The sequence below is a fragment of the Shewanella loihica PV-4 genome, from assembly GCF_000016065.1.
GTDB lineage: Bacteria > Pseudomonadota > Gammaproteobacteria > Enterobacterales > Shewanellaceae > Shewanella > Shewanella loihica.
The window spans coordinates 1,826,853-1,850,608 of record NC_009092.1 but is presented as its reverse complement, the minus strand read 5'-3'; the positions used below and the strand labels follow the sequence as shown (position 1 = coordinate 1,850,608).

At 52.7% G+C, this 23,756-nt stretch carries 25 protein-coding genes; 8 read left to right on the top strand and 17 right to left on the bottom strand.

Going from position 1 to position 23,756, the window contains the following annotated elements:
• Window positions 1–302: 302 nt before the first annotated feature.
• From SHEW_RS08390 to SHEW_RS08375, 4 genes are all read left to right on the top strand, one after another.
• Complete coding sequence (locus tag SHEW_RS08390) at window positions 303–1,136, top strand: CvfB family protein (RefSeq protein WP_011865417.1); 834 nt, start codon at window positions 303–305, stop codon at window positions 1,134–1,136.
• Between the two features lie 99 nt (window positions 1,137–1,235).
• Entirely contained in the window at window positions 1,236–1,883 is a 648-nt protein-coding gene (locus SHEW_RS08385) for a YceH family protein (protein ID WP_011865416.1), read from the top strand.
• 74 nt (window positions 1,884–1,957) lie between these two features.
• Entirely contained in the window at window positions 1,958–2,794 is an 837-nt protein-coding gene (locus SHEW_RS08380) for an ABC transporter permease subunit (protein WP_223294779.1), read from the top strand.
• Window positions 2,791–3,696, top strand: a complete 906-nt coding sequence (locus SHEW_RS08375) for an ABC transporter ATP-binding protein (RefSeq protein WP_011865414.1) — start codon at window positions 2,791–2,793, stop codon at window positions 3,694–3,696. The genes SHEW_RS08380 and SHEW_RS08375 overlap by 4 nt, the downstream gene beginning before the upstream one ends.
• Before the next feature lie 478 nt (window positions 3,697–4,174).
• Here the strand turns inward: SHEW_RS08375 and SHEW_RS08370 are convergent, their stop codons facing one another.
• The 3 genes from SHEW_RS08370 to SHEW_RS08360 all read right to left on the bottom strand — a co-directional run bounded on the left by SHEW_RS08370 (window position 4,175) and on the right by SHEW_RS08360 (window position 6,350).
• Window positions 4,175–4,381, bottom strand: coding sequence for a cold-shock protein (locus SHEW_RS08370; RefSeq protein WP_011865413.1), 207 nt, complete (start codon window positions 4,379–4,381; stop codon window positions 4,175–4,177).
• Window positions 4,382–4,683: 302 nt separating this feature from the next.
• Window positions 4,684–5,496: a 23S rRNA (guanine(745)-N(1))-methyltransferase gene (gene rlmA, locus SHEW_RS08365; protein WP_011865412.1), complete on the bottom strand. Its 813-nt coding sequence runs from the start codon at window positions 5,494–5,496 to the stop codon at window positions 4,684–4,686.
• 35 nt (window positions 5,497–5,531) lie between these two features.
• Window positions 5,532–6,350, bottom strand: coding sequence for a hypothetical protein (locus SHEW_RS08360; RefSeq protein ID WP_011865411.1), 819 nt, complete (start codon window positions 6,348–6,350; stop codon window positions 5,532–5,534).
• A gap of 164 nt (window positions 6,351–6,514) precedes the next feature.
• Between SHEW_RS08360 and sbcB the strand changes: the two genes are divergently transcribed.
• Together sbcB and cdd are read left to right on the top strand one after the other, a co-directional pair.
• Window positions 6,515–7,927, top strand: a complete 1,413-nt coding sequence (gene sbcB, locus SHEW_RS08355) for an exodeoxyribonuclease I (RefSeq protein ID WP_041406600.1) — start codon at window positions 6,515–6,517, stop codon at window positions 7,925–7,927.
• A 117-nt stretch (window positions 7,928–8,044) separates the two neighbouring features.
• Window positions 8,045–8,935, top strand: coding sequence for a cytidine deaminase (gene cdd / locus SHEW_RS08350; protein ID WP_011865409.1), 891 nt, complete (start codon window positions 8,045–8,047; stop codon window positions 8,933–8,935).
• A 93-nt stretch (window positions 8,936–9,028) separates the two neighbouring features.
• On the opposite strand, the gene SHEW_RS08345 is transcribed toward cdd, so the two are convergent.
• From SHEW_RS08345 to yceD, 12 genes are all read right to left on the bottom strand, one after another.
• Window positions 9,029–9,904 carry an NAD(P)-dependent oxidoreductase gene (locus tag SHEW_RS08345; RefSeq protein WP_011865408.1) on the bottom strand — a complete coding sequence of 292 codons (876 nt, stop codon included), beginning with the start codon at window positions 9,902–9,904 and terminating at the stop codon, window positions 9,029–9,031.
• 23 nt (window positions 9,905–9,927) lie between these two features.
• On the bottom strand, window positions 9,928–11,511 hold the full coding sequence (locus SHEW_RS08340) for an FGGY-family carbohydrate kinase (RefSeq protein ID WP_011865407.1): 1,584 nt from the start codon (window positions 11,509–11,511) through the stop codon (window positions 9,928–9,930).
• Between the two features lie 23 nt (window positions 11,512–11,534).
• Complete coding sequence (locus tag SHEW_RS08335; RefSeq protein ID WP_041406598.1) at window positions 11,535–12,014, bottom strand: acyl-CoA thioesterase; 480 nt, start codon at window positions 12,012–12,014, stop codon at window positions 11,535–11,537.
• An 86-nt stretch (window positions 12,015–12,100) separates the two neighbouring features.
• On the bottom strand, window positions 12,101–12,460 hold the full coding sequence (locus SHEW_RS08330; RefSeq protein ID WP_041406596.1) for a hypothetical protein: 360 nt from the start codon (window positions 12,458–12,460) through the stop codon (window positions 12,101–12,103).
• A gap of 158 nt (window positions 12,461–12,618) precedes the next feature.
• Complete coding sequence (gene fabF, locus SHEW_RS08325) at window positions 12,619–13,860, bottom strand: beta-ketoacyl-ACP synthase II (RefSeq protein ID WP_011865404.1); 1,242 nt, start codon at window positions 13,858–13,860, stop codon at window positions 12,619–12,621.
• Between the two features lie 168 nt (window positions 13,861–14,028).
• Entirely contained in the window at window positions 14,029–14,262 is a 234-nt protein-coding gene (gene acpP / locus SHEW_RS08320) for an acyl carrier protein (protein ID WP_011865403.1), read from the bottom strand.
• A 160-nt stretch (window positions 14,263–14,422) separates the two neighbouring features.
• Window positions 14,423–15,169: a 3-oxoacyl-ACP reductase FabG gene (gene fabG / locus SHEW_RS08315; RefSeq protein ID WP_011865402.1), complete on the bottom strand. Its 747-nt coding sequence runs from the start codon at window positions 15,167–15,169 to the stop codon at window positions 14,423–14,425.
• A 10-nt stretch (window positions 15,170–15,179) separates the two neighbouring features.
• The gene (fabD, locus tag SHEW_RS08310; RefSeq protein ID WP_011865401.1) at window positions 15,180–16,106 is read right to left on the bottom strand and encodes an ACP S-malonyltransferase; all 927 of its coding nucleotides are present in this window, start codon (window positions 16,104–16,106) and stop codon (window positions 15,180–15,182) included.
• Between the two features lie 46 nt (window positions 16,107–16,152).
• Window positions 16,153–17,112, bottom strand: coding sequence for a beta-ketoacyl-ACP synthase III (locus SHEW_RS08305; protein ID WP_011865400.1), 960 nt, complete (start codon window positions 17,110–17,112; stop codon window positions 16,153–16,155).
• Window positions 17,113–17,121: 9 nt separating this feature from the next.
• Window positions 17,122–18,150, bottom strand: coding sequence for a phosphate acyltransferase PlsX (gene plsX / locus SHEW_RS08300; RefSeq protein ID WP_011865399.1), 1,029 nt, complete (start codon window positions 18,148–18,150; stop codon window positions 17,122–17,124).
• A gap of 14 nt (window positions 18,151–18,164) precedes the next feature.
• Window positions 18,165–18,335 (bottom strand): 50S ribosomal protein L32, encoded by a 171-nt coding sequence (gene rpmF, locus SHEW_RS20370; RefSeq protein WP_011865398.1) that lies wholly within the window; start codon window positions 18,333–18,335, stop codon window positions 18,165–18,167.
• 17 nt (window positions 18,336–18,352) lie between these two features.
• Complete coding sequence (gene yceD, locus SHEW_RS08295) at window positions 18,353–18,877, bottom strand: 23S rRNA accumulation protein YceD (RefSeq protein ID WP_011865397.1); 525 nt, start codon at window positions 18,875–18,877, stop codon at window positions 18,353–18,355.
• Between the two features lie 430 nt (window positions 18,878–19,307).
• Between yceD and SHEW_RS08290 the strand changes: the two genes are divergently transcribed.
• On the top strand, window positions 19,308–19,904 hold the full coding sequence (locus SHEW_RS08290) for a Maf family protein (RefSeq protein ID WP_011865396.1): 597 nt from the start codon (window positions 19,308–19,310) through the stop codon (window positions 19,902–19,904).
• Between the two features lie 343 nt (window positions 19,905–20,247).
• Window positions 20,248–21,621, top strand: coding sequence for a sensor domain-containing diguanylate cyclase (locus tag SHEW_RS08285; protein ID WP_011865395.1), 1,374 nt, complete (start codon window positions 20,248–20,250; stop codon window positions 21,619–21,621).
• Here SHEW_RS08285 and SHEW_RS08280 read toward each other — a convergent pair.
• Window positions 21,602–22,261, bottom strand: coding sequence for an HAD-IA family hydrolase (locus SHEW_RS08280; protein ID WP_011865394.1), 660 nt, complete (start codon window positions 22,259–22,261; stop codon window positions 21,602–21,604). The genes SHEW_RS08285 and SHEW_RS08280 overlap by 20 nt on opposite strands.
• Window positions 22,258–23,217, bottom strand: coding sequence for a 23S rRNA pseudouridine(955/2504/2580) synthase RluC (gene rluC, locus SHEW_RS08275; protein WP_041406594.1), 960 nt, complete (start codon window positions 23,215–23,217; stop codon window positions 22,258–22,260). The genes SHEW_RS08280 and rluC overlap by 4 nt, the downstream gene beginning before the upstream one ends.
• Window positions 23,218–23,756: the final 539 nt, after the last annotated feature.

The following is a 23,756-nucleotide window of genomic DNA, read 5'->3' as shown; positions in this document are numbered from 1 at the left end:
ATTAATTTATTACAAGGTTTTTTGCACTCAAGCACGCGCCCAGACTGCCTTTTATCCCTTACGGGTGTTCAGCGTTTTTTACAGTAAATTCGCTCAACAGCCGGGCATTAAACAGACAGTCGGCCCTATCGTTTACCGGGTTCCCACACTGTCAGCCGTTGGAGTCTATCTGACTCACTCGCCCCTGAGCCGAAATTAATGTCATTCACTTCAGAATAAACTGCTTAGGCTAAAGCATCTTGGCAAGATTTCCACTATAATCGCCACATTTAACATCTAAGCCATAATCCATAGAGAACCACATGATAGAGATAGGAAAGCGCTGCACCTTAGAGATCGTCAAACGCGTCGATTTTGGGGTGTACTTAAATGCCCATGAATTCGGCCAGGTATTGCTGCCAAATAAAGTTGCCCCCCAAGGCTGCGAAGTAGGCGATAGCGTCGAGGTCTTCCTCTATCTGGACTCAGAAGATATGGTGATCGCCACCACCAAGCGCCCCAAGGCGCAGGTGGGCCAATTTGCCTACCTTAAGGCAGTCGCGACCGGACCTTACGGCGCCTTCTTGGATTGGGGCCTGGATAAAGATCTCATGTTGCCCTTCGGTGAGCAGCACAGGGAGATCGAGGTGGGACGCTCTTATCTGGTCTATGTCTATGTTAACAGCGCCGACGATCGCATCGTGGCCTCATCGAAGATAGACAAGTTCCTCGACCGCACGCCACCGCCCTATCGCAACGGCCAAGAGGTGAGCCTGATCATCGCCGGTACCACAGACCTTGGCTACAAGGCCATCATCGACAATGGCCACTGGGGTGTGCTGTATAAGAATGAGGTGTATCAACCCCTCAAGTTTGGTCAGCGCATCAAAGGCTTCATCAAGCGTGTCAGGAGTGACGATAAGATTGACCTGATCTTGCAGCGCGGCGCCAAAGAGGAGCTGGACAAACATGCCACCGCCATCTTGATGAAACTCAACCAGGCCGGCGGCTTCCTGCCCCTCACCGACAAGACAGATGCCGAAGTGATCTACGCCGAGCTTGCCATGAGTAAGAAGGCCTTCAAGAAGAGCATCGGCGGCCTATACAAGCAGCAGAAGATCGCCATCGAGGCAGACGGTATCCGCCTGACTGAATAGAAGTTAGGCAGCGAAAGCGCCAAGCCTCTGATTGTCTTTGCATAAAAGCATGGCTCTGTTATAACAGGGCTATGCTTTTTTTATCTGGGTACCAAAATCATGAAACTCACCTCCCATGAAGCGCGTGTGATAGGTTGTCTACTGGAAAAAGAGAAGACGACGCCAGAGCAATATCCCCTCTCCCTCAACGGCCTCACTTTGGCCTGTAACCAAAAATCGAGCCGCGAGCCTGTGATGAACCTGTCGGAAGCTGATACCCAGGCCGCGCTGGACTCTCTGGCGAAGAAACGCCTGGTAGCCGAACAGAGTGGTTTCGGCTCGCGCGTCGTCAAATACAAGCACAGATTCTGCAACACAGAATTTAGCGATCTCCAGCTGAGCGAAGACAAAGTCGCCATCATCTGTCTCTTGCTGTTAAGAGGGCCACAGACCGCTGGAGAGCTAAGAACCCGCAGTAATCGCCTATATGGCTTTAACGATGTCGCCCAGGTCGAGCAAGCCCTCAACAGCCTAGCGCAGATGGAGCCGGCGTTGGTTCGTCAGCTACCTAGAGAGCCGGGTAAGCGTGAATCGCGTTTTATCGAACTCATCAGCGAGGCCGAGACGCAGCTCGATACTCAACTGGCAACTCAGCCAGCGCAAGCGAGTAGCCTGGCAAATGATGAGCTTGTGGAGCGCGTCGCGCTGCTCGAACAGCAAGTGGCCGAACTGAAACTGCAAGTTGCCGAGCTCTTAGGCAAAATTTAACAACAATCTGAAACATTTAGACAAACAGATGAATGTTAGGCTGAGCCTTCATTAACATGATAAAGGAATCATCTTTGGATAATCTTACTCCGCGCAGTTCATGGAACGCAGCCTTGGTGTTGGCCAGGTTCGAACTGAAAAAAATCCTCTTTAGCACAAGAGGCATGATAGGCCTGGCCACCTTTGCGCTAACCTGGTGCCTCATCCTCTGGTACCCCATAAGACAGGCTTCTTTCTACCTGTTTTCGCCTGACTTTAAGCAGCTACTCGAAGGCGTATTTGGCGCCGCCAATGTGGGAGAACTGCTCTCGTGGGACGTGGCCGAGATGGCCATTCTCTGGGTCGCCGCGCTCTACCTCTTCCCCATCTTCAGTCTGTTTGTGGGCGCCGATCAGTTTGCCTCTGACAAGGCCAGGGGCAGCTTTCGCTTCCTCACTCTGAGAGTCAGCCGCGACACCCTGTTCTTCGGTCGGGTCACTGGCTATCTGCTGATCCAGGCGATACTGCTGATACTCACTCTGGTGGCGACACTATTACTGGTGGCCTATCGCGACACGGCTTTGGTGTGGGCCGCAATGGGCTCGGGGGTTTTGGTGTTTATCAATATCATGATCGTCCTGGCCCCCTTTACCGCCATGATGGCAATCTTGTCACTGCACGCCAACTCGGCGAGACAGGCGAGCATCTATGCTGTGTTGTTCTTAGCGGGTAGCACAATAGCCAACGGCATCATCTCCTATTATCTACCTGGACTCAGTAACATACTGCAATGGCTGGTGCCCGGTGCCCAGCTGGATATGATGATTAATACCAAAGGCCTTAGCAGCCTTGCCATAGCAGCCATTCCCCTGCTTCAGGCCGGTGTACTCCTGCTATTAGGAAGAAGTTATATGGCGAGGATCGCACTATGAAGCTAATCACCTGTAAGGCGCTGAGCAAGCAGTTCGGCAGCAAACGCGCACTCAACGACATCAACCTGGAACTCAGCGCTGGACAACCTATCGCCCTGGTCGGCCCCAACGGTGCGGGCAAGACCACCCTGTTTTCGCTGCTGTGTGGCTATATTCGCCCAACAGAAGGAGCTGTGGAGATCTTAGGACACGCCCCCGGCAGCACGGCGCTCCTGGGGAAGGTTGCCGCCCTGCCCCAGGATGCGCGGCTCGATCCTAACCTCACCATAGCAGCGCAGCTGGAGCTATTTGCCCAGTTACAAGGCTTTAATGCCGCATCGGCGCGCCGGGAGTGCCAGCGGGTGTTGGCCTTGGTTGATCTGGCAGAGGTCGCTGCGCAAAAGCCCTCCTCTCTTAGCCATGGCATGAGCAAGCGGGTGTCGATTGCTCAGGCACTCATAGGTTCTCCCGAGTTGGTACTGCTCGATGAGCCGACCGCGGGGCTGGATCCCGCCAACGCCAAGGCGATACGCGAGTTGGTACGCGCTCAGATAGGCAAGACCACCTTCGTCATCAGTTCACACAACCTGGCGGAGCTGGAAAAGCTGTGTGACAAGGTGCTCTATCTGGATAAAGGCGTGCTGAATCAATCTATCTCGATTCAGGACGAGCTGGCCGACGAATACCTGACCCTCACCATGCAGAGCTGCGACGACGAAGCGCTGATGGCGGCGCTAGAGGCGCTGCCTCAGGTCATATCGGTGAAATCCAGTCAGAGCAAGGAGTTTGTGATCCACTATCAGGTCACGGCAAGCTTCGCGTTGGAAACCGAGCTGTTCGCCCTCTTCAATCGCCAAGACTGGCGCTACCGGGCCATTCAACGAGGCCGCACCCTGGAAGACAAGCTGTTCTCACAGGCTTAAGCCAGAATGTCACTGAGATAAAGTGGCACTAATACGGAGTGTCACCCATATAAAGTGACACTTATGCAGAGTGTCACTTAGGGCACGGCGCCTATGCCGTGCCCGCTCATTAACTTCTGCGCTTAGGCTGACCGCCTCAACTCTTTAACTCTCAACTCTCTAACTCTTTATTCTCTTCATCTCTCACTCACTCTTTTGCCCTAGCCTCCCAATGCTGGAGCCGGGGGCCGAAACTGGAAGCTGGCACCTGAGGCTGAAACCTGAGACTGAAACTTGAGGCTGGCAACGAAAACTGGTAACGAATCCTCGACTCGTATCGTAAATTCGCGGAAGCGAAAATCAAGCATGAAAGATAAGCCGTGGATTAGGCTTCAAGAATGGGCTTTGCGGGAAATTGCAGACAAAAAAAGAGCTGTGATACTCATCACAGCTCTTGGAATTCTGTTTTTAGGTAACCTTGGGTTACCCAAAGGTCAGCTTAGATAACAGTTACGTTCTCAGCTTGTGGACCTTTTTGACCTTGAGTCACAGTGAACTGCACTTTCTGACCTTCGTCTAGAGTTTTGAAACCGTCAGAGTTGATCGCACGGAAGTGTACGAAAACGTCTGGGCCAGACTCTTGCTCGATAAAACCAAAACCTTTGTCAGAGTTGAACCACTTAACAACGCCAGTAACTTGAGACATGATATAAATCCTGTAACTAAATAAAATAAAGCCTTAAACGGCAGTAGAGCTGGAAAATGCCGGTATTACTTATGTTAACAGGACGAACTGGTCGTATTGAACACATAAAGTTAAGCCCAACCTTCAAGCTGAGTTCACTATAAATCATTCTGACCGTATGTCAACAAACATTAAAAGGCGCAAATCCTATTTTTTACTTACATATCTGTCAGTTGTTACAAAAAAACCTTCTAAAACTTCGTGTAAAAACACTAAGTTTTTTTAAGCGGATAAAAAACACAAATTAAACAAGGATTAACCAGCTAGCAGGCCCGAAAGACCTCAAGCTTAAAATCCAGTTCACAGGTCAAGGGCTTGGATGTCAGCAAGGCGCGCTGCGCATCGGTAAATTTCCAATTGTAGGGGGTCATCGCTAGAAAATGGCCGATATCCGCACTGTCGCTGATGGTCATAGATTGCGTCAGTCGCTCGCTATGCAGACGCTCGAACCCCACTATCTGGCTGTCCACCTCGGGATTTGGTCTTGGCTGGTCATAGATCACCTGCTTAAGGGCAAAGTGATGCTGCGGGCCCGCCGAGACGGTGATCAGAATGGCACCCGGCTTAGCGACGCGTCTAAGCTCGTCATCTTGCGACGGGGCGTAGATGCGCAACATGAAGTCGAAACTCTGATCGGCAAAGGGCATCTCGAAACTGCTGGCCACACAAAACTGAATATCCGGATAGCGCTTGGCCGCATATTTAAGGGCCGACTTAGAGATATCCAAGCCACTGAGGCTAAACGACTCGGCGCTGCCCATGGCTTGCAGCAGTCTGTGGCTGTAGTAACCCTCGCCGCAACCTATATCCAGCCCATGACGAGCCTCACCGGCATATTCCTGCGCTAGGGCATTTACCCTATCGCTCATCGCCTCATAGTAGCCCTTGTTGAGAAATTCCCGCCGGGCGAACATCATCTCTTTGTTGTCGCCGGGATCTTTAGAGCGCTTCTTCTGCACCGGCAGCAGGTTGACATAACCCTCTTTGGCACAGTCGAACCTATGATTTGCCTCACAGCACCAGGTGCGATCTATGAGTGACAGCGTGCGCTGACAGATAGGACAAAGGTAATTCATTACAATATTCCAATACTAGTCGGGTCATAAACCGACTAGTCGTCTAAAAACATCTGCTCAACCATTAGGTTAAGTTCGGGTGGTGCCAGCAGCTGATAGGACTCCAGCTTGCGCTGCAGCGCCTCGAGATCTTCATGCTGATTGGCGGCATGCTGCCAGTTAGGACGCTGTACCTTCTGGTAATAATGATGGGACAATAACTGCTTCTTGCGTAGCAACTGCTCATCCACCTTGGTCACCTCGCTTAAGATCACCCCGTGCTGCTTCACATCGCCATGATTGGCAAAATGGGCCAGCTCCTGACGAACCAGCTCTATCTCACCTATCTCCAGCAGCAGCGCCTCGGCGTTTTGGCTGAGATCTTCCGCCCGGGCAAGTACCGCCTTGGCTCTTCGCAGCTCCAGGGGACCGCCGAAGAGTCTCAGGTCGCGCTCCAGGGTCACCAGCAACCATTTCTGATCAAACTGTGGCCGAAAGCACACGCTATCGCCCAGGGTCTCAACCGCTATCACCAAGCCTTTACGTAACCTTTCGGCGCACATCACGGGCGAGATCCCAAGTGCACTAAACAGACGCCAGCCCTGGCCGTGGGAGCGGTGTAAGCTCTCCTCTTGAGGCATTGCTGCATCAAGCGCAGGCCCCTCCCCGGAAACTAGCTCGCAGATGAGGTAAGGATGGGATCTTAAGATCAAGCCCTTGTCGCTACACGCTTGGGTCACCACACATTCGAGCAGGTGTCCCCCCATGGTCTGCAGCAGGCTAAAATCGCTCACCGACTCACGCAAACGCAGATGCAACTGACGCCTCTGGGTCAGTTCGATAAATTGTGGCTGAGTCAGTAAGGGTTCAAACATCGGGTTATTCCTCGTTAGCCGACCATTGTAACTGGCCAACTGAGCCGCTGCCAACTTCAAAATGACGCGATTTCAATCAAATAGGGAAAATAAACCGTTAAATTAGTGCAGGCGCAAACTAGGGTGCTATGATAAGTGCCACTATTCACACGCTACCTTACGCTATGCCTGCAAATAACCTTCCCAGCATCTTCTGGCACGACTACGAGACCTTCGGCGCAAACCCGGCCAAAGACAGGCCGTCTCAGTTTGCCGGTATTCGAACCGATATGGATCTCAACATCATCTCTGAGCCGGTAACCTTCTACTGTAAGCAGGCCAGCGACTACCTGCCCTCGCCTGAGGCGATCCTTATCACCGGGATCACGCCCCAGCTCGCCAATCTCAAGGGGATGCCGGAAGCGGAGTTTATGGCCAGGATCAATAGCGAGTTTTCCCAGCCCAACACCTGTGTGGCCGGCTATAACTCGCTGCGATTCGACGATGAGGTGACCCGCTACGGTTTCTACCGTAACTTTTTTGATCCCTATGCGCGGGAGTGGCAGAACGGCAACAGCCGCTGGGACATCATAGATCTGGTGCGCGCCTGTTATGCGCTAAGGCCCGAAGGCATCAACTGGCCCGAGAAAGAGGATGGCAGCCCGAGTTTTAAGCTTGAGCACCTCACCCAGGCCAACAACCTAAGCCATGACAAAGCCCACGACGCCATGTCAGATGTGTACGCTACAATCGCCATGGCCAAGTTGATCAAAGAGCGTCAGCCAAAGCTATTCGATTACTACTTCAATCTGCGTAAGAAGAATGAAGTGAGCAAGCAGATCGACGTGCTGAACATGCAGCCTCTGATACATGTCAGCTCCAAGATCAGCGCCCTTCACGGCTGTACCACGCTGATCGCGCCGGTGGCTCACCATAGCACCAATAAGAATGCCATCATCTGCGTCAATCTGGCCATGGATGTCACGCCGCTGATTGAACTGAGCGCCGATGAGATCCGCGAGCGCATGTATACCCCAAGGGTCGATCTCGCCAGCGACGAGCTGCCAATCGGCCTAAAACAGCTACACATCAACAAGTGTCCCTTTATTGCAACCGCCAAGACACTCACAGACGGCAACGCCCAGCGTTTAGAGATAGACAAGGAATTTGCCCGCGCCCAATACAAGCGCCTGCGTCAGCACCCAGAGATCAGAGAGAAACTGGTGGCCGTCTTCGATACCGAGCATGGCAATGAGATAAGCGATCCGGATCTGCAACTCTACAGCGGTGGCTTCTTCAGTCACGCCGACAAGAGCAAGATGGAGATCATACGTCATACGGCGCCGCAACACTTAGCCGCGCTGGAGCTCGACTTTGACGACGAGCGTCTGCCGGAAATGCTGTTTCGCTACCGCGCTCGCAACTATCCGGAAACCCTGGATGATACCGAGCAGCAACGTTGGCGCACCTTCTGTCAGTCACGCCTGAATGATCCTGACTATATGATCAAGCTGGAAACCTTGGTCAACGACACAGAGGCTGACGAAGAAAAACAGAAGTTATTGACGGCTTTGTGTCATTATCTTAGCAACCTGTAGCCGAAATTGCGGTGATTTGGGGGAAATGGCGATCAAAATGGGCGTCAGATCCCGTTTTCATGGTAACTTAGTTACTAAAATGATTTTCCAATAGCTTAACAATTAAGGATCAAGCTCATGCAAGATAGATTTGTTCACTGCATAGCTCAACTGCCTCAACCTTTGGCAGATCAATTAGTCCCTTTATTGAACCAGGACTTTGTGGGGCATATGGACGCCCAGCAGGTAGCTGACTTAGCCGCGGCCACGCAGATGAGCCAGGATGAGTTGCTGTTAGCCCTGCTGCCCATCGCCGCCGCACTTGCCAAGCCTCCCATTAGCGAGTTTTATGTGGGCGCCATCGCCAAGGGCGCCAGCGGTGACATCTACATGGGGGCCAACCTAGAACTGGACGGCGAAGCCCTGTTTCATAGCGTCCATGCCGAGCAGAGCGCCATCAGCCACGCCTGGTTAAGCGGTGAGACTGGCATCGAAGATATCATAGTCAACGCCTCTCCCTGTGGTCACTGTCGCCAGTTTATGAACGAATTGGTCGAGGGCCAAGCCATCCGCATCCACCTGCCTGAGCAGGCCACTCAGCCCTTGTCTCACTATCTGCCCTACGCCTTCGGTCCGGCCGATCTGAATATCAAGACGCCACTGCTCTCCAAACAGCAACATGAGTTTACCCTGGAAAGCGCCGATCCCATGATCATCGAGGCGCTGGATCACCTGAGCCTGAGCTACGCGCCCTATAGTGAAAGCTATGCCGCCGTGGTGTTAGAGACCCGAGATGGCGCGACCTTCTGCGGCCGCTATGCGGAAAACGCCGCCTTCAACCCTTCCATGCTGCCGATGCAGATGGCGTTGTCGGCCATGGCCAGACATAACCGTGATTTCAGCGAGATCAATCGCGCCGTGTTGATCGAATCCAGCCAGGGCAAGATCTCCCTGGTAGGCGCCACCATGGATGCCCTGCACGCGGTTGCCGCCGTAGAACTTGAACACATCATGGTCGATCCGGTTTAAGGTCTGATTCCACACCTTAAGGATCAAAAAAGGACTGCTTGGCAGTCCTTTTTATTATCTAACAAGCAGGTTATAGATACCTGGATGCTGGCATTAGCCGCGACTCTTCTCCAGGCGCGCTAACAGGCTTGAGGTATCCCAGCGCTGTCCGCCCTGAGCCTGAACCTCACTGTAGAATTGGTCCACCAATGCGGTTAACGGCAGGTGTGAGCCGTTACGGCGCGCCTCACCCAGGGCGATGCCTAAGTCTTTGCGCATCCAGTCGACGGCGAAACCAAAGTCATATTGACCCTGCCACATGGTTTGATAGCGATTCTCCATCTGCCATGATTGTGCGGCACCTTTGCTGATCACCTCAACCACCTTCTCGCCATCTAGGCCGGCACTGCGAGCAAAATGCAAGCCTTCGGCCAGCCCCTGTACTACACCGGCGATACAGATCTGGTTCACCATCTTAGTCAGCTGACCGCTACCCACTTCACCCAGCAGCTCGGCGCAGCGAGCGTAGGCCTGCATCACCGGCTTGGCAGCCTCGAAGTTCGCCGCTTCGCCGCCCACCATGACGGTCAGCACGCCGTTCTCGGCGCCGGCCTGTCCGCCAGAAACTGGCGCATCGATAAAACCAACCCCTTTGGCCTTAGCCGCGGCGCCAAGTTCGCGCGCCACATCTGCCGATGCCGTGGTGTGGTCGACCAGTATGCTACCCGGCGCCATGGCCGCTAGCGCGCCGGTATCACCCAGCACCACAGAGCGCAGATCGTCATCGTTACCGACACAGACAAACACAAAGTCTTGTCCCTTGGCGGCCTCATTTGGGGTGGCACACCAGTTACCGCCATAGGTATCACACCAGGCCTGTGCCTTGGCTTGAGTACGGTTGTAGACAGTTACCTCATGACCATGCTTCACCAGATGCCCCGCCATAGGGAATCCCATCACGCCTAATCCTAAAAATGCTACCTTTGCCATCTTCTGTCCTATCTCTTTGTTGTTTAATACTGCCTGTTCACCTTCTTGAAGAAAGGTTTTATTTGGGGGTACAAGGCCTCGAAGGCTGTAAATACGCGGGCATATTGTGCCACATGAGCAGCCTCGGGTTCGAATTTTTCGCCAAGGCGGCACATCTGACCTCTGGCACTGGCGAGATCTGGATAGATCCCAGCGCCCACGGCGCAGCACATGGCGGCGCCAAGGCCTGAGGCTTCATGCAGCGATAAACGCTCCACGGGGCGGTTAAAAATATCGGCGCACATCTGCATTACCAGGTCGCTCTGGGCGCCGCCGCCCGTGATGCGAACCACCTTAAAGGGTGAGCCCTTGAGTCTTTCCAGGCAAAGCAGCCCCTGTTTGAGGGTCATCAGGATCCCTTCGATGGCGGCGCGGTACAGGTGCAGCCTGCCATGCTCTGGGGTAAAGCCGACTATGCTGCCTCTCGCCTCGGGGCCTGGATAGATAACGCCCTGGGCCCAGAGCGGGCTCAGCAAAAGACCATCTGCGCCCACAGGCACCTTGGCAATAGCCTGGGTGATATACTGCTCAGGGCTGATGCCAAGCCTGCTAGCCTCGATCACATCCTGGGCGCCAAACTGCTCGATGAGCCAGCTCAGCAGCCAGAAGCCTCGCTCTAGCTGGATCTCGGTAATATAGTCATTTGCTTCGATCGAGGGAAAAGCAGGAAGATAACGATAGGCCTCGCGATAGCGCTCACCGCCCCAGGCGAGTATGGCCGCGCTGCCAAGGCTAATGCAGGCAATCTCCTGCTCGCCGCAGCCAGCCGCGTACACCTCACAGGCCTTGTCGGCACCGGCGCCATAGACGGCAAGGCCCGGCGTTAAACCAGAATCCTTGGCAAAATGCTCACTCACCAGGCCCAACTGATCGGTCGGGGCGGTCAAGGGCACCATCTGCGATGGACGGCAAGCAAGCGCCTGCCAACGCCAGCTGCGCGGATGCGCCCAGGCTTTGCGGCGATAATCGAAGGGAAGATAGGCGACCTGTGAGGCCTTACTATCAACTAGCCTGCCGGTGATCTGTCCGATGAGGTAGCCGCTAAGCAGCCCCACCTTATCGGCAGCAGCTAGCCTGTCTTTTTGATGCTCTAGAAGATAGTTCACCTTCGCCGCGCGGCGCAGATAGGCGATACGCCGACTGAGACCGATACAGAAAAACCCCAGACGATAGTACCAGGCCATGGGCGGCAGATTATCGCTCGCCAGGCGTCTGTCGGACCACATGTAGACAGGCGATATCGCCTGCCCCGCGTCATCGAGCAGCACAGTGCAGGCCCTTTGGGTGGTCAACGCCATCCCCTTGATCTGACTTGGCAACACCTGAGTGTGCTCAAACAGGCCGCGGATCACATCCACCAGTTGGCGATAACAATAGTCGGCCGATTGCTCACTCTCACCAGGTGCGCCGTCACGATAAGGCTGCACGGCATGCTGCCGTTTAGCCACTAGCTGCCCCTGGCGGTCGAACACTAAGGCCCTAACGCTCTGGGTGCCATAGTCCAGGGCGAGAAAATAGGGATTCTCGCCCGTGCTAGCAGAAGAAGCGGGAGTTGAAGTTAAGGTCATAGACAATAATAAAAGACCAAAGCCTAAGGCTTGAGGTGGGCCTCCATCTCGGCGCCGATCTTCTTGCGCATCTCCATCAGGCGGATGGCAGAGTCGCGCATCACCTTGTCCGACTCGGTAACGGGGATCCATTCAGGCACAGGGGAGGGTTGACCAGAATCGTCCACCGCCACCATGATCACGATACAGTGGGTGGTAAGATGTCGCTCTGGATGTTTGGGATCGCCCGCCTTCACGTCTATCCCCAGGTGCATCGAGGTGCGACCTGTATAGATCACCTTGGCCCCCACCTCGACGATATTACCCACATGAATGGGTTTGACGAAACGTATCCCCCCTGCATAGGCGGTGATGCAGTACTTACCGCTCCACCCCGCCGCGCAGGCATAGGCGGCTAAATCGATCCATTTCATGACCGCGCCACCATGGACCTTGCCACCAAAGTTTACATCGGCCGGCTCGGCCAAAAATCGCAGGGTGATCTCTCTATCTTGTCCCGCCATCACAGCCACCTTATCTCATTGATTAAAACTAAAGTGTACTGCAAATACCTTGGCGATAGTAACTAAGAATCATGCGATTAGCGCAATTATCCCCAATTGATCACCGCAAGACAGGCCGCAAGGATCAGCGGTAGACTCAGGCGAAACAGCCAAAGCAGGGCTTGCTCGCCAAAAATGCTTGAAACCTTGACGAAACGATACAGGCCGATCCCCAGCAGGAACAGCACAAGTACCTCGACGCCAGCTGCCAGGTTGGTCTCTCCGCCGCTATAGATGGCGGTGACCAGCAGCGCAAACCACACAGTGGCAAAGGCGGCAGAGGCAAGGATGAAGGTCTTGAGGCCTACCGGTAGGCTTAAGGAATGCTCACCACGAATGAGTCCATTGAGGTTAGCGGTGAGTAGACCAACCAAGGGCATTAACGGAACAACGACAGGATTTAACACTTTGACACCATCAGAGTGAAGTTAACAGAGCCAGATTATCCGCCCTGATTTCGTCGCTGCCAAGAGAGATGAATTAAGCTTCATCCCGGCGCCATTTCGCCTTCATTCAAACATAAAAAAAGCACCATTAAGGTGCTTTTTTACTTAAAAACCGAGGCTTACTCGCCACGTTTAAACAGCAGTGAACCGTTAGTGCCACCAAAGCCGAACGAGTTACACAGGGCGTAATCGAACGCGTGACTACGTGCCGTATGGGGCACGAAATCAAGATCGCAACCTTCGTCTGGATTATCCAGGTTGATGGTCGGCGGGATCATCTGATCGCGCAGTGCAAGCAAGGTGATGATCGCCTCGACTGCACCAGCCGCGCCGAGAAGGTGGCCTGTCATCGACTTGGTCGAGCTGACCAGCAGGTTGTAGGCATGGTCGCCAAACACACTCTTCACCGCAGAGGCCTCGGCCTTATCACCTGCTGGCGTAGAAGTACCATGGGCATTAATGTAACCCACGAGCTGCTTGTCGATAGCCGCATCTTTGATGGCATTTTCCATCGCCAGGGCAGCGCCAGCTCCATCGGCCGGTGGCGAGGTCATATGGAAGGCGTCGCCGCTCATACCAAAACCAACCAGCTCACCATAGATGGTCGCACCGCGCGCCTTAGCGTGCTCATACTCTTCCATCACCATGATGCCAGCGCCATCACCTATGACAAAACCATCTCTGTCTTTGTCCCAAGGACGACTTGCGGCGACAGGATCTTCGTTACGAGTCGACAGTGCCTTGGCCGAACCGAAGCCGCCGACGGCCAACGGACAGGTCACATCTTCTGCGCCACCGGCAATCATGACGTCGGCATCGCCGTAAGCAATAGTACGTGCGGCAAAGCCGATATTATGTACGCCCGTGGTACAGGCGGTGGTAACCGCGAAATTAGGGCCTGTCATGCCGTACTTGATCGACAGGTGACCAGCGATCATGTTGATGATGGTGCTCGGCACGAAAAATGGCGAGATCTTGCGTGGACCGCCCTTTAGCAAGGCTGAGTGGGCCGCCTCGATCAGCGGCATACCGCCCATACCGGCGCCGATGGCTGTACCAACACGGGTGGGATCTTCCACTTCCATATTCAAACCGGCATCTTGGATCGCCTGGATACCTGCCGCCATGCCGTATTGGATGAAGAGATCCATCTTGCGGGCTTCTTTCTTTGGCAGGTACTGCTCTACGTCAAAATCTTTGACCGAGCCGCTAAAACGAGTAGAGAACTCGCTGGCATCAAATTTGGTTATCGGTGCGATACCGCTCTGTCCCGCAAGCAGGGCTTTCCAGGACGCCTCTACGGTATTGCCCACAGGGGTCACGAGACCAATACCTGTGACGACTACACGACGTTTAGACACGTTTTCACCTTTCACTAGAATAAGATGGGAGGCCTCAAAAGAGACCGGAAAAACAAGGCTTATTAGGTTATAGCACAGGAAACCCAGGCGGGCATCCGCCCTCTCCTGCTGCTAGCCCTCAAACAAAAACAGGCGGCATAATTGCCGCCTGTTTTAGAGAATTCAGTATTACTGATTCTTAGAAACGTAATCGATCGCTGCTTGAACAGTAGTGATCTTTTCAGCTTCTTCATCAGGGATCTCAGTGTCAAACTCTTCTTCTAGAGCCATTACCAACTCAACGGTGTCCAGAGAATCTGCACCTAGGTCGTCAACGAAAGATGCTGCTGGTTTTACGTCTTCTTCTTTAACGCCCAGTTGCTCGATAATGATTTTCTTTACACGTTCTTCGATGTTGCTCATTAGTTTTCTTTCCTATTCAAATTACGCACTTGCGTAAGATTGCGAGTAGTTTATTCAATTTGGCACACAATGCAAGCTTAACTTTTGTGGTCTAACCACAAAACCTACGTAAGTCTACGCCAAAAATCAATCAAAATCAGTCAGTTGTTATAACCGACGTTTAAACCATGTACATGCCGCCGTTTACATGCAGAGTTTCCCCTGTGATGTAAGCCGCTGAATCCGATGCTAAAAACAGTACAGCATTTGCAATCTCTTGCGGCTGTCCCAGTCTTTCCATAGGAACTTGTGACATAATACCTTTTTGCTGCTCTTCCGTCAGCTCATCCGTCATATCGGTCTGGATAAACCCAGGAGCAATAGCATTCACTGTTATTTGACGAGATGCAACCTCTCTTGCAAGAGATTTTGTAAATCCAATCAAACCAGCCTTAGCTGCGCAATAGTTTGTCTGACCTGCATTGCCCATTGTGCCTACAACAGAGCCAATGTTAATAATACGGCCACTGCGCTTCTTCATCATTGCACGTAACACCTGCTTTGAGGTGCGATAGAGAGAGGTCAGGTTGGTATCTATGATGTCCGTCCACTCATCTTCCTTCATACGCATCAAGAGATTGTCGCGCGTGATACCCGCATTGTTTACCAGAATATCAACTTCACCGACTTTTTCTTTGATCGAGGCAAATAAATGGTCAATTGACTCACTATCGGTGACATTTAATACTAATCCATGACCTTTATCACCCAGATATTCCTGGATAGCAGCTGCGCCGCGCTCGCTGGTCGCGGTGCCGATAACCAGCGCACCGGCCTCAACCAATGTTTCGGCGACCGCACGGCCAATACCACGGCTAGCACCAGTTACCAGGGCAACCTTGCCGGTTAAATCTAGATTGAAACTCATCTATTACTCCTTATTCACTCAGCGCGGCAACAGAGGCAGTATCATTTGCCACTTTCGCGCTCAGCGATTTATTAATTCTTTTCGCCAGTCCGGTAAGCACCTTACCTGGGCCCACTTCGACCAGCTGACTAACGCCGTCTGCCGCCATCTTCTCAACGGTCTCAGACCATCTGACCGGGCAGTAAAGCTGACGCACTAGGGCATCTTTAATGGCTTCGACTGACTCAGGCGTAGCGACATCGACGTTGTTGACAACAGGAATGCTAGGCGCACTAAAGCTTAGCGCGTCCAGCGCCTTGGCCAGTTCATCCGCCGCAGGCTTCATCAATTGACAGTGAGACGGCACGCTCACAGGCAAGGCAACGGCCATCTTGGCACCGGCCGCCTTACAGGCATCCGCCGCACGCTCAACCGCCGCCTTCTCACCGGCGATAACCACTTGACCAGGGCTGTTAAAGTTAACCGGTGCAACCACCTCACCCTGGGCCGCCTCTTCACAGGCTTTAGCGATGCCGTCGTTATCCAGACCGATAATCGCAAACATGGCGCCAGTGCCAGCAGGCACCGCCTGTTGCATCAGCTGACCACGTAGCTCAACCAACTTAACAGCGTCTTTAAAATCGATAACACCGGCACATACCAGCGCCGAGTACTCACCCAGGCTGTGGCCGGCAAGCAGGGCTGGCTTAGATGCAGAGGTGGCTTGGATCGCGCGCCAGATGGCGACGCTTGCGGTAAGCAATGCAGGCTGGGTCTTATCGGTCTGATTCAGAGACTCAGCTGGTCCCTCTTGTACCAGTTGCCATAAATCATAGCCTAACACTTCGCTCGCTTCGGCGAAGGTTTGACCGACGACGTCATGTTCCGCCGCCAGGTCGGCCAACATGCCTACGGCCTGAGAACCTTGCCCAGGGAAGACATAAGCAATCTTTTCCATTTTTATATACCTTTACTAAATCAATGTATTCTAGTACTAAAATCGACTAAAAACGAACGAGCGCACTGCCCCAGGCAAATCCGGCACCGAAGGCCTCGAGAAGCAGAAGCTGACCACGTTGAATACGTCCGTCGCGCACAGCCTCATCCAGGGCGATAGGCACAGAGGCAGCCGAGGTATTACCATGTTTGGCCAGGGTCAATACCACCTTGTCCAAGCTCATATCGAGCTTCTTGGCGGTCGCCTTGATGATGCGGAAGTTCGCCTGGTGAGGCACCAGCCAGTCGATCTCAGATTTATCAATCTGGTTGATACGTAGCGTCTCTGTGACCACATGAGAAAGTTGAGTCACGGCGACTTTGAAGACGTCGTTACCCTTCATCGTCATATAGCCGACGGCCTCTGAAGACTCACTGGCTCTTGGCGGGAAGGAACATTTGAGCAGATCGCCTTGACGGCCATCGGCGTAGATATGGGTCGAGATGATGCCCGGCTCTTCTGACGCGCCCACAACGGCGGCCCCGGCGCCATCACCGAACAAAATGATGGTGGTGCGATCTTCAGGCTCACACAGACGTGACAGAACATCGGCGCCAATCACCAAGACTTTCTTGGCCGCGCCCGTCTTCACAAACTGATCGGCAACCGACAACGCGTAGACAAAGCCTGAGCAGGCGGCGGCGACATCGAAGGCCGGAATGGTATGCACGCCCAGCATCGCTTGAATTTCACAGGCCGCGGCAGGAAAGGCGTTATTGGCGCTCGTGGTGCCGCATACGATCATATCCAGCTCGCTAGGGTCTACCCCAGCCATTTCCAGGGCGCGCACAGCGGCGGCGTAACCCATGGTTGATACTGATTCGTCTTCGGCGGCTATTCTGCGCTCTGAAATACCGGTACGTTCAACAATCCACTGGTCACTGGTATCCACCATCTTTTCCAGATCTTGATTGCTACGGACTTGCGCTGGCAAATAACTACCAGTTCCGAGAATTTTTGTATGCATAAGGAGATATCAGTTATTTATGTCTAAAAGGATCGACTCAAGACGCTCTTCGATCATCTTGGGGAGTCGACGTTGTGCTTCGGTCACTGCCAAACTAATTGCTTGTAAATAGGCAGATTCATCCGCACTTCCATGACTTTTTACTACAATTCCGCGCAATCCTATCAGACTTGCTCCGTTATAGTGGTCGGGGTTCATCTGATTTAAAACACTATTAATGCGCGGGGCGATTAACTTGGCCAGTAATCGTACGAAAAAGCCTTGAGTTAAGCCTTTCTTCAACTGATGGACGAGGAGCCTTGCTATCCCCTCTGAGGTTTTCAGGGTAATGTTGCCAACAAAACCGTCACAGACGATGACGTCGACATTACCCGAATAGATATCATCGCCTTCGATAAATCCGGCGTAATTGAGCTGCGGGCTCTGTTGCAGTAATTGTCCCGCCTGCTGTACCTGATCGTTACCCTTGATCTCTTCGATGCCCACGTTAAGCAGGGCCACCTTAGGGGCAGGATTCTTATCCACGGCCTCGCACAGAACCGAGCCCATCACCGCAAACTGAAACAGGGTTTCCGAGCAGCAGGAGACGTTGGCACCGAGATCCAGCAGATACACGGGTTTATGATTGACCGCGGGTAAGCAGCTAACTAGGGCGGGTCTATCTATGCCGGGAAGCGTCTTGAGCAACACCTTGGAGATGGCCATCAGGGCCCCGGTATTACCCGCGCTTAAACAGGCCTGAGCCTTCTTGTCTCGTACCAGCTCGATCGCCAGACGCATAGAACTTTGCTTGCAGTTGCGCAGCGCATGCACGGGGCGATCGCACATCTTCACCACTTCTGTGGTGTGCACGAGTTCAATACGCGAGAGTAAATCAGATTCAAGGTGGCTTAGCAGAGGTTCGATTTGCGACCTGTCACCCACCATGATGACGTGTAAGAAGGGATATAAGCGAAGTGCCTGCAGGGTTGCAGGCACTGTGATGCGGGGGCCAAAGTCGCCCCCCATCGCATCTAACGCAAGCGTCAGATTAGTCATCGGCAATCAACAGATTACTTGTTGATAACCTTTTGACCACGGTAGTAACCGTCTGCAGTCACGTTGTGACGACGGTGCAGTTCACCACTCGTTGCATCAACTGACAGTTGAGCAGTGCTCAACGCGTCGTGTGAACGGCGCATACCGCGCTTTGAACGAGATTTTTTATTCTGTTGTACAGCCATTTGACCTGTCTCCTAGATTACTTGCTCTTCAGTTTTTCTAACACTGCAAACGGATTTGGACGCTCCTCTTGAGCGGGTTCAATCTCGCCTACTACTACATCTTGATCGCCTTTGCTGCAGCTTTCTTCTGCATGCATCGGGATCAAAGGCATAGCTACTATCAATTCATCTTCAATCAATTGATGCAGACGAATCTCACCTATCTCATTGCACTCAATAGGGTCATACGCATCCGGGAGCTCATCGATTTCTGCCTCAGACCCGCAAGGGCTAAAACAAAAGTCGACCGTAACCTCAGTGGTAAAAAGCGTCATGCAACGTTGACATATCAGAGTGAGCTCCGTCACAGCCTTCCCTTTCAGGTAGACTATCCCCTGTATATCTACACCACATTCAAGCGACACTGCCACATCGGAACAGTCGCCGGCACATAACTCATTTAATCGCTTTAGCTGCACACCGGGTACAATGCCTTCATAAGAAAGCTTGCTGGCCGCTGCGCGTATAGGATCAATTGAAACCGGTATCTTTACTGTTTGCATAAGGCGCGCATATTATAGTTTGAATTACCTTGAGTCAAAGGAAAATTTATCTCCTTTATCGATCCCGTTAACGAAAGCGATAAAACCCATCAATAATTCAAAAATTGTTGGAGTGAAAATTTTACCCAAGGGCCAATGGATACTCAAGCCCCGCACGCTTAAAATAGAAGCATTCGCGCGGCCTTAGTCGCCTCTTTTTATTACCCTTGCCTAAATATAGTCCGCACCTTGCTTGTCGGTCTAAGCATGCATTCATTTTTGTGCCTACTGCGTGAAAACTATACTCGCCCATCTCGTCTTCTACACGACTCTATTCTGCATTTTTACCCAAGATGGCTTATTATAGCCGCCACTTACATAAAGCTTTGCTCCGCAATAGATAACAGATAACAGATAACAGATAACAGATAACAGATAACAAGGTTAAACCATGACCCCGGCTATCATACTCGCCTCCACCTCGGTATTTCGTCAGTCTTTGCTTCAAAAACTCGCTATCGAGTTTGACACCTGCGCCCCTGAGGTCGATGAGACCCCGATTGCGGGCGAATCGGCTCAGCAACTGGTAACCCGCCTGGCATTAGCCAAGGCCAAGGCGGGTGCACAGGGCCGTCAGAGCGGTCTCGTTATAGGCTCAGATCAAGTCGCCGTGGTCGATGGCGACATCATAGGTAAGCCGCTGACTCGTGCCAACGCCATTGCACAACTCGAGCGCGTCTCAGGTAAATCCATCACCTTCTATACCGGCCTAGCCCTGTTTAACGTGGCCGATGAGACGTACGAGGTGATCTGCGAGCCCTTCATCGTACACTTCAGGGCGCTAACGACTGAACAGATCCAGTATTATGTCGACACCGAGCAGCCGCTCTACTGCGCGGGCAGCTTCAAATCTGAAGGCCTGGGCATCGCTCTATTTGAGCGCCTCGAGGGACGGGACCCCAACACCCTGGTTGGCTTGCCTCTTATCGCCCTCACCCAGATGTTGCTTAAGCAAGGGGTGGACATCTTGGCGCCGGCGCAGAAATAAAGGTTATCCGCTAATAGCTGATAGTGAATCGTCAGACCTTAATCACTAGCACTATTCACCTACTTGTTCACAAGTAGATATTCACCAGTACTTATTCATCAGAACGTATGTGCCAACCGGTTTCACCACGGTTGGCAGATTCGAATCCAGGATAAAGGCCTTCGCAAGGCCATACCGCAGCCCGCAACCAGGCATTCGCTCCACACAATTAAGCATGTTTAGTTTTATTCACTGAATCCAGGCTTCACAAACGGATAAAAACTAGCTACTTTGAAGTTTAAGATTTTCATACGCCAATAACTTAGCGACAAGGAAGTCAATTGCATTTGGGTGGTTAGTTATTATGACCGATCTCGAAGAAGCGCTTGCCTTGCTCGCCGCCCCCTGTATCGACGAGCGATTTTTTCAGCGAGCCCTAAAAGCACTCGCGCTGGTGACTCAGTGTCGCTGGGCGGCCTTCGCCCGCCCCTCGATTCATCGCGGGAAAATAGAGGTGGTCGCCTTTTGCGACGTGAAACAAACCATTCCCGGGTTTGAATTTGATCTTATGGGCTCCCCCTGTGAAGCCATCTATCAGATGCGCTACCCCAATACCCATCTCTTGTATGCAAATGATCTGCAGCAGCGCTTTCCCGACTTTCAGCTCATCAAAGATCTCGGCGCGGTCAGCTACCAGGCCGAATTGATCCTGGACGACGAAGGCGGCCCGATTGGGCATATCTTGGTCATGGATACCCTCCCCCAGCGGGAAAACACTAAGTCGAGGGAGTTTTTCCGGCTACTCGCCCAGCGGATCGGTATCGAGTACAAGCGCCTGCTGATGTCGAGGGAATTGTCGGTGCACAAGGAGATGATCGCATCGACCCACCACATGATGTCCTTCGTCGGCCTCGACTATCGCTACCATGTGGTGTCTAAAGGCTATGAGCACCTGCTTAACTGTGATGCGAGTGAGATCATCGGCAAGCATGCCAGCGAGATCCACGGCAAGGCGATATTCGAGACCCACCTTAAGCCACTGCTAGACAGATCCTTCGCGGGAGAGTCGATAAACACCCAGACCCGCATCCATCCCCCTTCTGTGTCTGAGCCGCAATACCTCAACGTCCACCACAATCCGCACCAGGATGAAAATGGTCAGATAAGCGGGGTCATAGTCTCGGCTCATAACATTACCGAGCTGCATAAGGCAAAAGAGCAAAGCGAATATCTGGCCTTTCATGACTCGCTGACCCAGCTGCCTAATCGTCTGGCGTTGTTTAATCACTTCGCCGAGATGCTCTCTAGCCAACCCCAAAGCCAAGCAGAACTCGCCGTGCTCTATCTGGATCTGGATGATTTCAAGCTAATTAACGACAACTACAACCACCTGGTTGGTGACAAGGTACTGCAGAAAGTTGCCGAGATCTTAAGGAAGGTCTGCCCCGAGGCTGAGATGGTGGCGCGGATCGGCGGCGATGAGTTTATCATTTTGCATAGCTTCGACGCTCAAAATGAGAGCGACAAAAGCCGCGCGCTCTCCACACTCTGCCTAAGCTTGAATCAGATGCTCGACGACGGCATTAGGCATGAGGGAGATCATCTTAGGCTCGCAGCCAGTATCGGCTGTCACTGGGTCGAGCCGGATCAGAGAGATGTCTCGGCGCTTATCTGTCTGGCGGACAAATCAATGTACCGCAACAAGCGCCGTAAGCGGCTTAATGAGGCTCGCCAGTGATGAGTGGTAGCAGCGCCAGCGGATGCTCGGCGATGGCGACAGGGTTGGCCTCTTGCAACTTCAACGCAGAATGGGCGCCATAACTCACTCCTATACCATCGATTCCCGCATTGCTGGCCATGTTGAGATCGTGCACCGAGTCGCCAATCATCACCGCCTTCTCGGGAACAACATCGAGCAGTGAGAGCAGTTCGTGCAGCATCTGCGGGTGAGGCTTACTCTTGGCTTCATCGGCGCAGCGACTGGCCACAAAGTGCTGATGAAAACCTGTCTCATTGAGCACCCTGTCTAACCCGGCGCGGGCCTTGCCGGTGGCCACTGCCAGTTGATGCCCAGACGCCTTGAGAGACAGGAGCAGCTGCTCGGCGCCGTCAAATACTGGGCTCGGCGTTTGATTAAGCTGCAGATACTGCTGGCGATACACGCTAACCATATTCTGACGGGTCTGCTCGCAGGCGCTGGGGTGAAGCACATTTAGCGCTTCATTCATCGACAGACCTATGATGTCGCGAATTGCTTGCTCGCTCGGCACCATCATGCTCAGCTCCCTGGCGGTCTGCTGCATGCAGGCCACTATTTTGCTGACCGAGTCCATCAGGGTGCCATCCCAGTCGAATATCACTAAATCGTAACGTTTCATGCCTTATCCAATTTATTCAACAAGTCTTGTAGTGCCTTATCCAGTGGCGCCTTCACCTGCATCACCTCTTCCGATACCGGATGGGTAAATTTCAGCTGGGCGGCATGGAGAAAGAGACGATTGAGGCCCAACTCGCGCATGGCATCATCGAACTTCTGCTCGCTGTATTTCTCGTCACAGGCGATGGGGTGACCGGCATACTGGCAATGCACACGGATCTGATGGGTACGTCCGGTAACCGGACTGGCCTGCACCAGGGTGGCACCTTGATAACGCTGCATTATCTTAAAACGGGTTTCCGAGGGTTTACCCTCCTGGTTGACCCGCACGATACGCTCGCCCGATTTAAGGGTGAGTTTCAACAGCGGCGCATTGATCACCTTGTCATGGTTTTGCCACTCTCCACGAACCAAGGCCATGTAGTCCTTCTGCATCTTCTTGTAACGCAGCTGATCGTGCAGGTGTTTAAGCGCGCGGCGCTTCTTGGCGATCAACAAGACGCCCGAGGTTTCCTTATCCAAGCGGTGAACCAGTTCGAGAAACTTCTGCTGCGGTCTGAGCGAGCGCATCGCCTCAATCACACCGAAATCCACGCCACTGCCCCCATGAACCGCAATGCCCGCGGGCTTGTTAAGCACTATGATGGCCTTGTCTTCAAACAGGATACGCCCCTCGAGCTGCGACACCTTAGTCAACTTGGCACTTGGGCCTGGCTTGTCCTCGCTTGCGGAGACGCGAACAGGCGGGATTCGCACTATATCACCGTCTTGCAGCTTATATTCGGGCTTGATCCGCTTCTTATTGACGCGCACCTCGCCCTTACGCACGATACGGTAGATCATGCTCTTAGGGACGCCTTTCAGTTTAGTGACCAGAAAATTATCGATTCGCTGGCCGAGGTTATCCTCGTCGATCGTTACCAGTTCGACTTTATTTAACGCTTGTTGATTGTTCATGCTACGCCTTGTCTCTTTCAAGCTGCACATTGTACATCAGATAACAAGTTTTGTGCCTTTCCATTTGCTGATTTTCAGGATTGTTGCTATATTTGCCACGCCAATGGGGATAAATGGTGAATAAAGTGTTCACAAATCCCCCAATGCAGGCGCGAAGAGCGGAGACTAAAAGCCATTTTTACTGAGTAGTAAGTGATTGACTTACAAGTCGTTGGATAAAAATAAACCGAGAAAACGAGTTTAAACGACTAAACACAGTATCAATGCCACATTTCAACGTGGTTTCTCTAAGAATAGCGCCCCCAAATTTCGAAGTTTACTATTAACTTGTCGTCAGACGAGCACTTATCGATTTTGGCATTACCGGAAAGTACATTAGAATTTATGGGGTTGGTTGACGTTTAACAACGAATTCCTTGTTTTTAGCGATTTTAAAAAATAAGCCATAAATAGGGTGCGACACGCAGCGATTGCGTCTTACAGAGATTGCGCACCCTAGCCCAGACCCAAGCCGTGAGGCTCCACTTACCATTCTGGGC

What these genes read in the sequence shown, in the direction of transcription:
- SHEW_RS08390 (WP_011865417.1), top strand. Translation starts at nt 303, where the DNA reads ATGATAGAGATAGGAAAGCGCTGCACCTTAGAGATCGTCAAACGCGTC.
- SHEW_RS08385 (WP_011865416.1), top strand. Translation starts at nt 1,236, where the DNA reads ATGAAACTCACCTCCCATGAAGCGCGTGTGATAGGTTGTCTACTGGAA.
- SHEW_RS08375 (WP_011865414.1), top strand. Translation starts at nt 2,791, where the DNA reads ATGAAGCTAATCACCTGTAAGGCGCTGAGCAAGCAGTTCGGCAGCAAA.
- SHEW_RS08370 (WP_011865413.1), bottom strand. Translation starts at nt 4,381, where the DNA reads ATGTCTCAAGTTACTGGCGTTGTTAAGTGGTTCAACTCTGACAAAGGT.
- rlmA (WP_011865412.1), bottom strand. Translation starts at nt 5,496, where the DNA reads ATGAATTACCTTTGTCCTATCTGTCAGCGCACGCTGTCACTCATAGAT.
- SHEW_RS08360 (WP_011865411.1), bottom strand. Translation starts at nt 6,350, where the DNA reads ATGTTTGAACCCTTACTGACTCAGCCACAATTTATCGAACTGACCCAG.
- sbcB (WP_041406600.1), top strand. Translation starts at nt 6,515, where the DNA reads ATGCCTGCAAATAACCTTCCCAGCATCTTCTGGCACGACTACGAGACC.
- cdd (WP_011865409.1), top strand. Translation starts at nt 8,045, where the DNA reads ATGCAAGATAGATTTGTTCACTGCATAGCTCAACTGCCTCAACCTTTG.
- SHEW_RS08345 (WP_011865408.1), bottom strand. Translation starts at nt 9,904, where the DNA reads ATGGCAAAGGTAGCATTTTTAGGATTAGGCGTGATGGGATTCCCTATG.
- SHEW_RS08340 (WP_011865407.1), bottom strand. Translation starts at nt 11,511, where the DNA reads ATGACCTTAACTTCAACTCCCGCTTCTTCTGCTAGCACGGGCGAGAAT.
- SHEW_RS08335 (WP_041406598.1), bottom strand. Translation starts at nt 12,014, where the DNA reads ATGGCGGGACAAGATAGAGAGATCACCCTGCGATTTTTGGCCGAGCCG.
- acpP (WP_011865403.1), bottom strand. Translation starts at nt 14,262, where the DNA reads ATGAGCAACATCGAAGAACGTGTAAAGAAAATCATTATCGAGCAACTG.
- fabG (WP_011865402.1), bottom strand. Translation starts at nt 15,169, where the DNA reads ATGAGTTTCAATCTAGATTTAACCGGCAAGGTTGCCCTGGTAACTGGT.
- fabD (WP_011865401.1), bottom strand. Translation starts at nt 16,106, where the DNA reads ATGGAAAAGATTGCTTATGTCTTCCCTGGGCAAGGTTCTCAGGCCGTA.
- SHEW_RS08305 (WP_011865400.1), bottom strand. Translation starts at nt 17,112, where the DNA reads ATGCATACAAAAATTCTCGGAACTGGTAGTTATTTGCCAGCGCAAGTC.
- plsX (WP_011865399.1), bottom strand. Translation starts at nt 18,150, where the DNA reads ATGACTAATCTGACGCTTGCGTTAGATGCGATGGGGGGCGACTTTGGC.
- rpmF (WP_011865398.1), bottom strand. Translation starts at nt 18,335, where the DNA reads ATGGCTGTACAACAGAATAAAAAATCTCGTTCAAAGCGCGGTATGCGC.
- yceD (WP_011865397.1), bottom strand. Translation starts at nt 18,877, where the DNA reads ATGCAAACAGTAAAGATACCGGTTTCAATTGATCCTATACGCGCAGCG.
- SHEW_RS08290 (WP_011865396.1), top strand. Translation starts at nt 19,308, where the DNA reads ATGACCCCGGCTATCATACTCGCCTCCACCTCGGTATTTCGTCAGTCT.
- SHEW_RS08285 (WP_011865395.1), top strand. Translation starts at nt 20,248, where the DNA reads ATGACCGATCTCGAAGAAGCGCTTGCCTTGCTCGCCGCCCCCTGTATC.
- SHEW_RS08280 (WP_011865394.1), bottom strand. Translation starts at nt 22,261, where the DNA reads ATGAAACGTTACGATTTAGTGATATTCGACTGGGATGGCACCCTGATG.
- rluC (WP_041406594.1), bottom strand. Translation starts at nt 23,217, where the DNA reads ATGAACAATCAACAAGCGTTAAATAAAGTCGAACTGGTAACGATCGAC.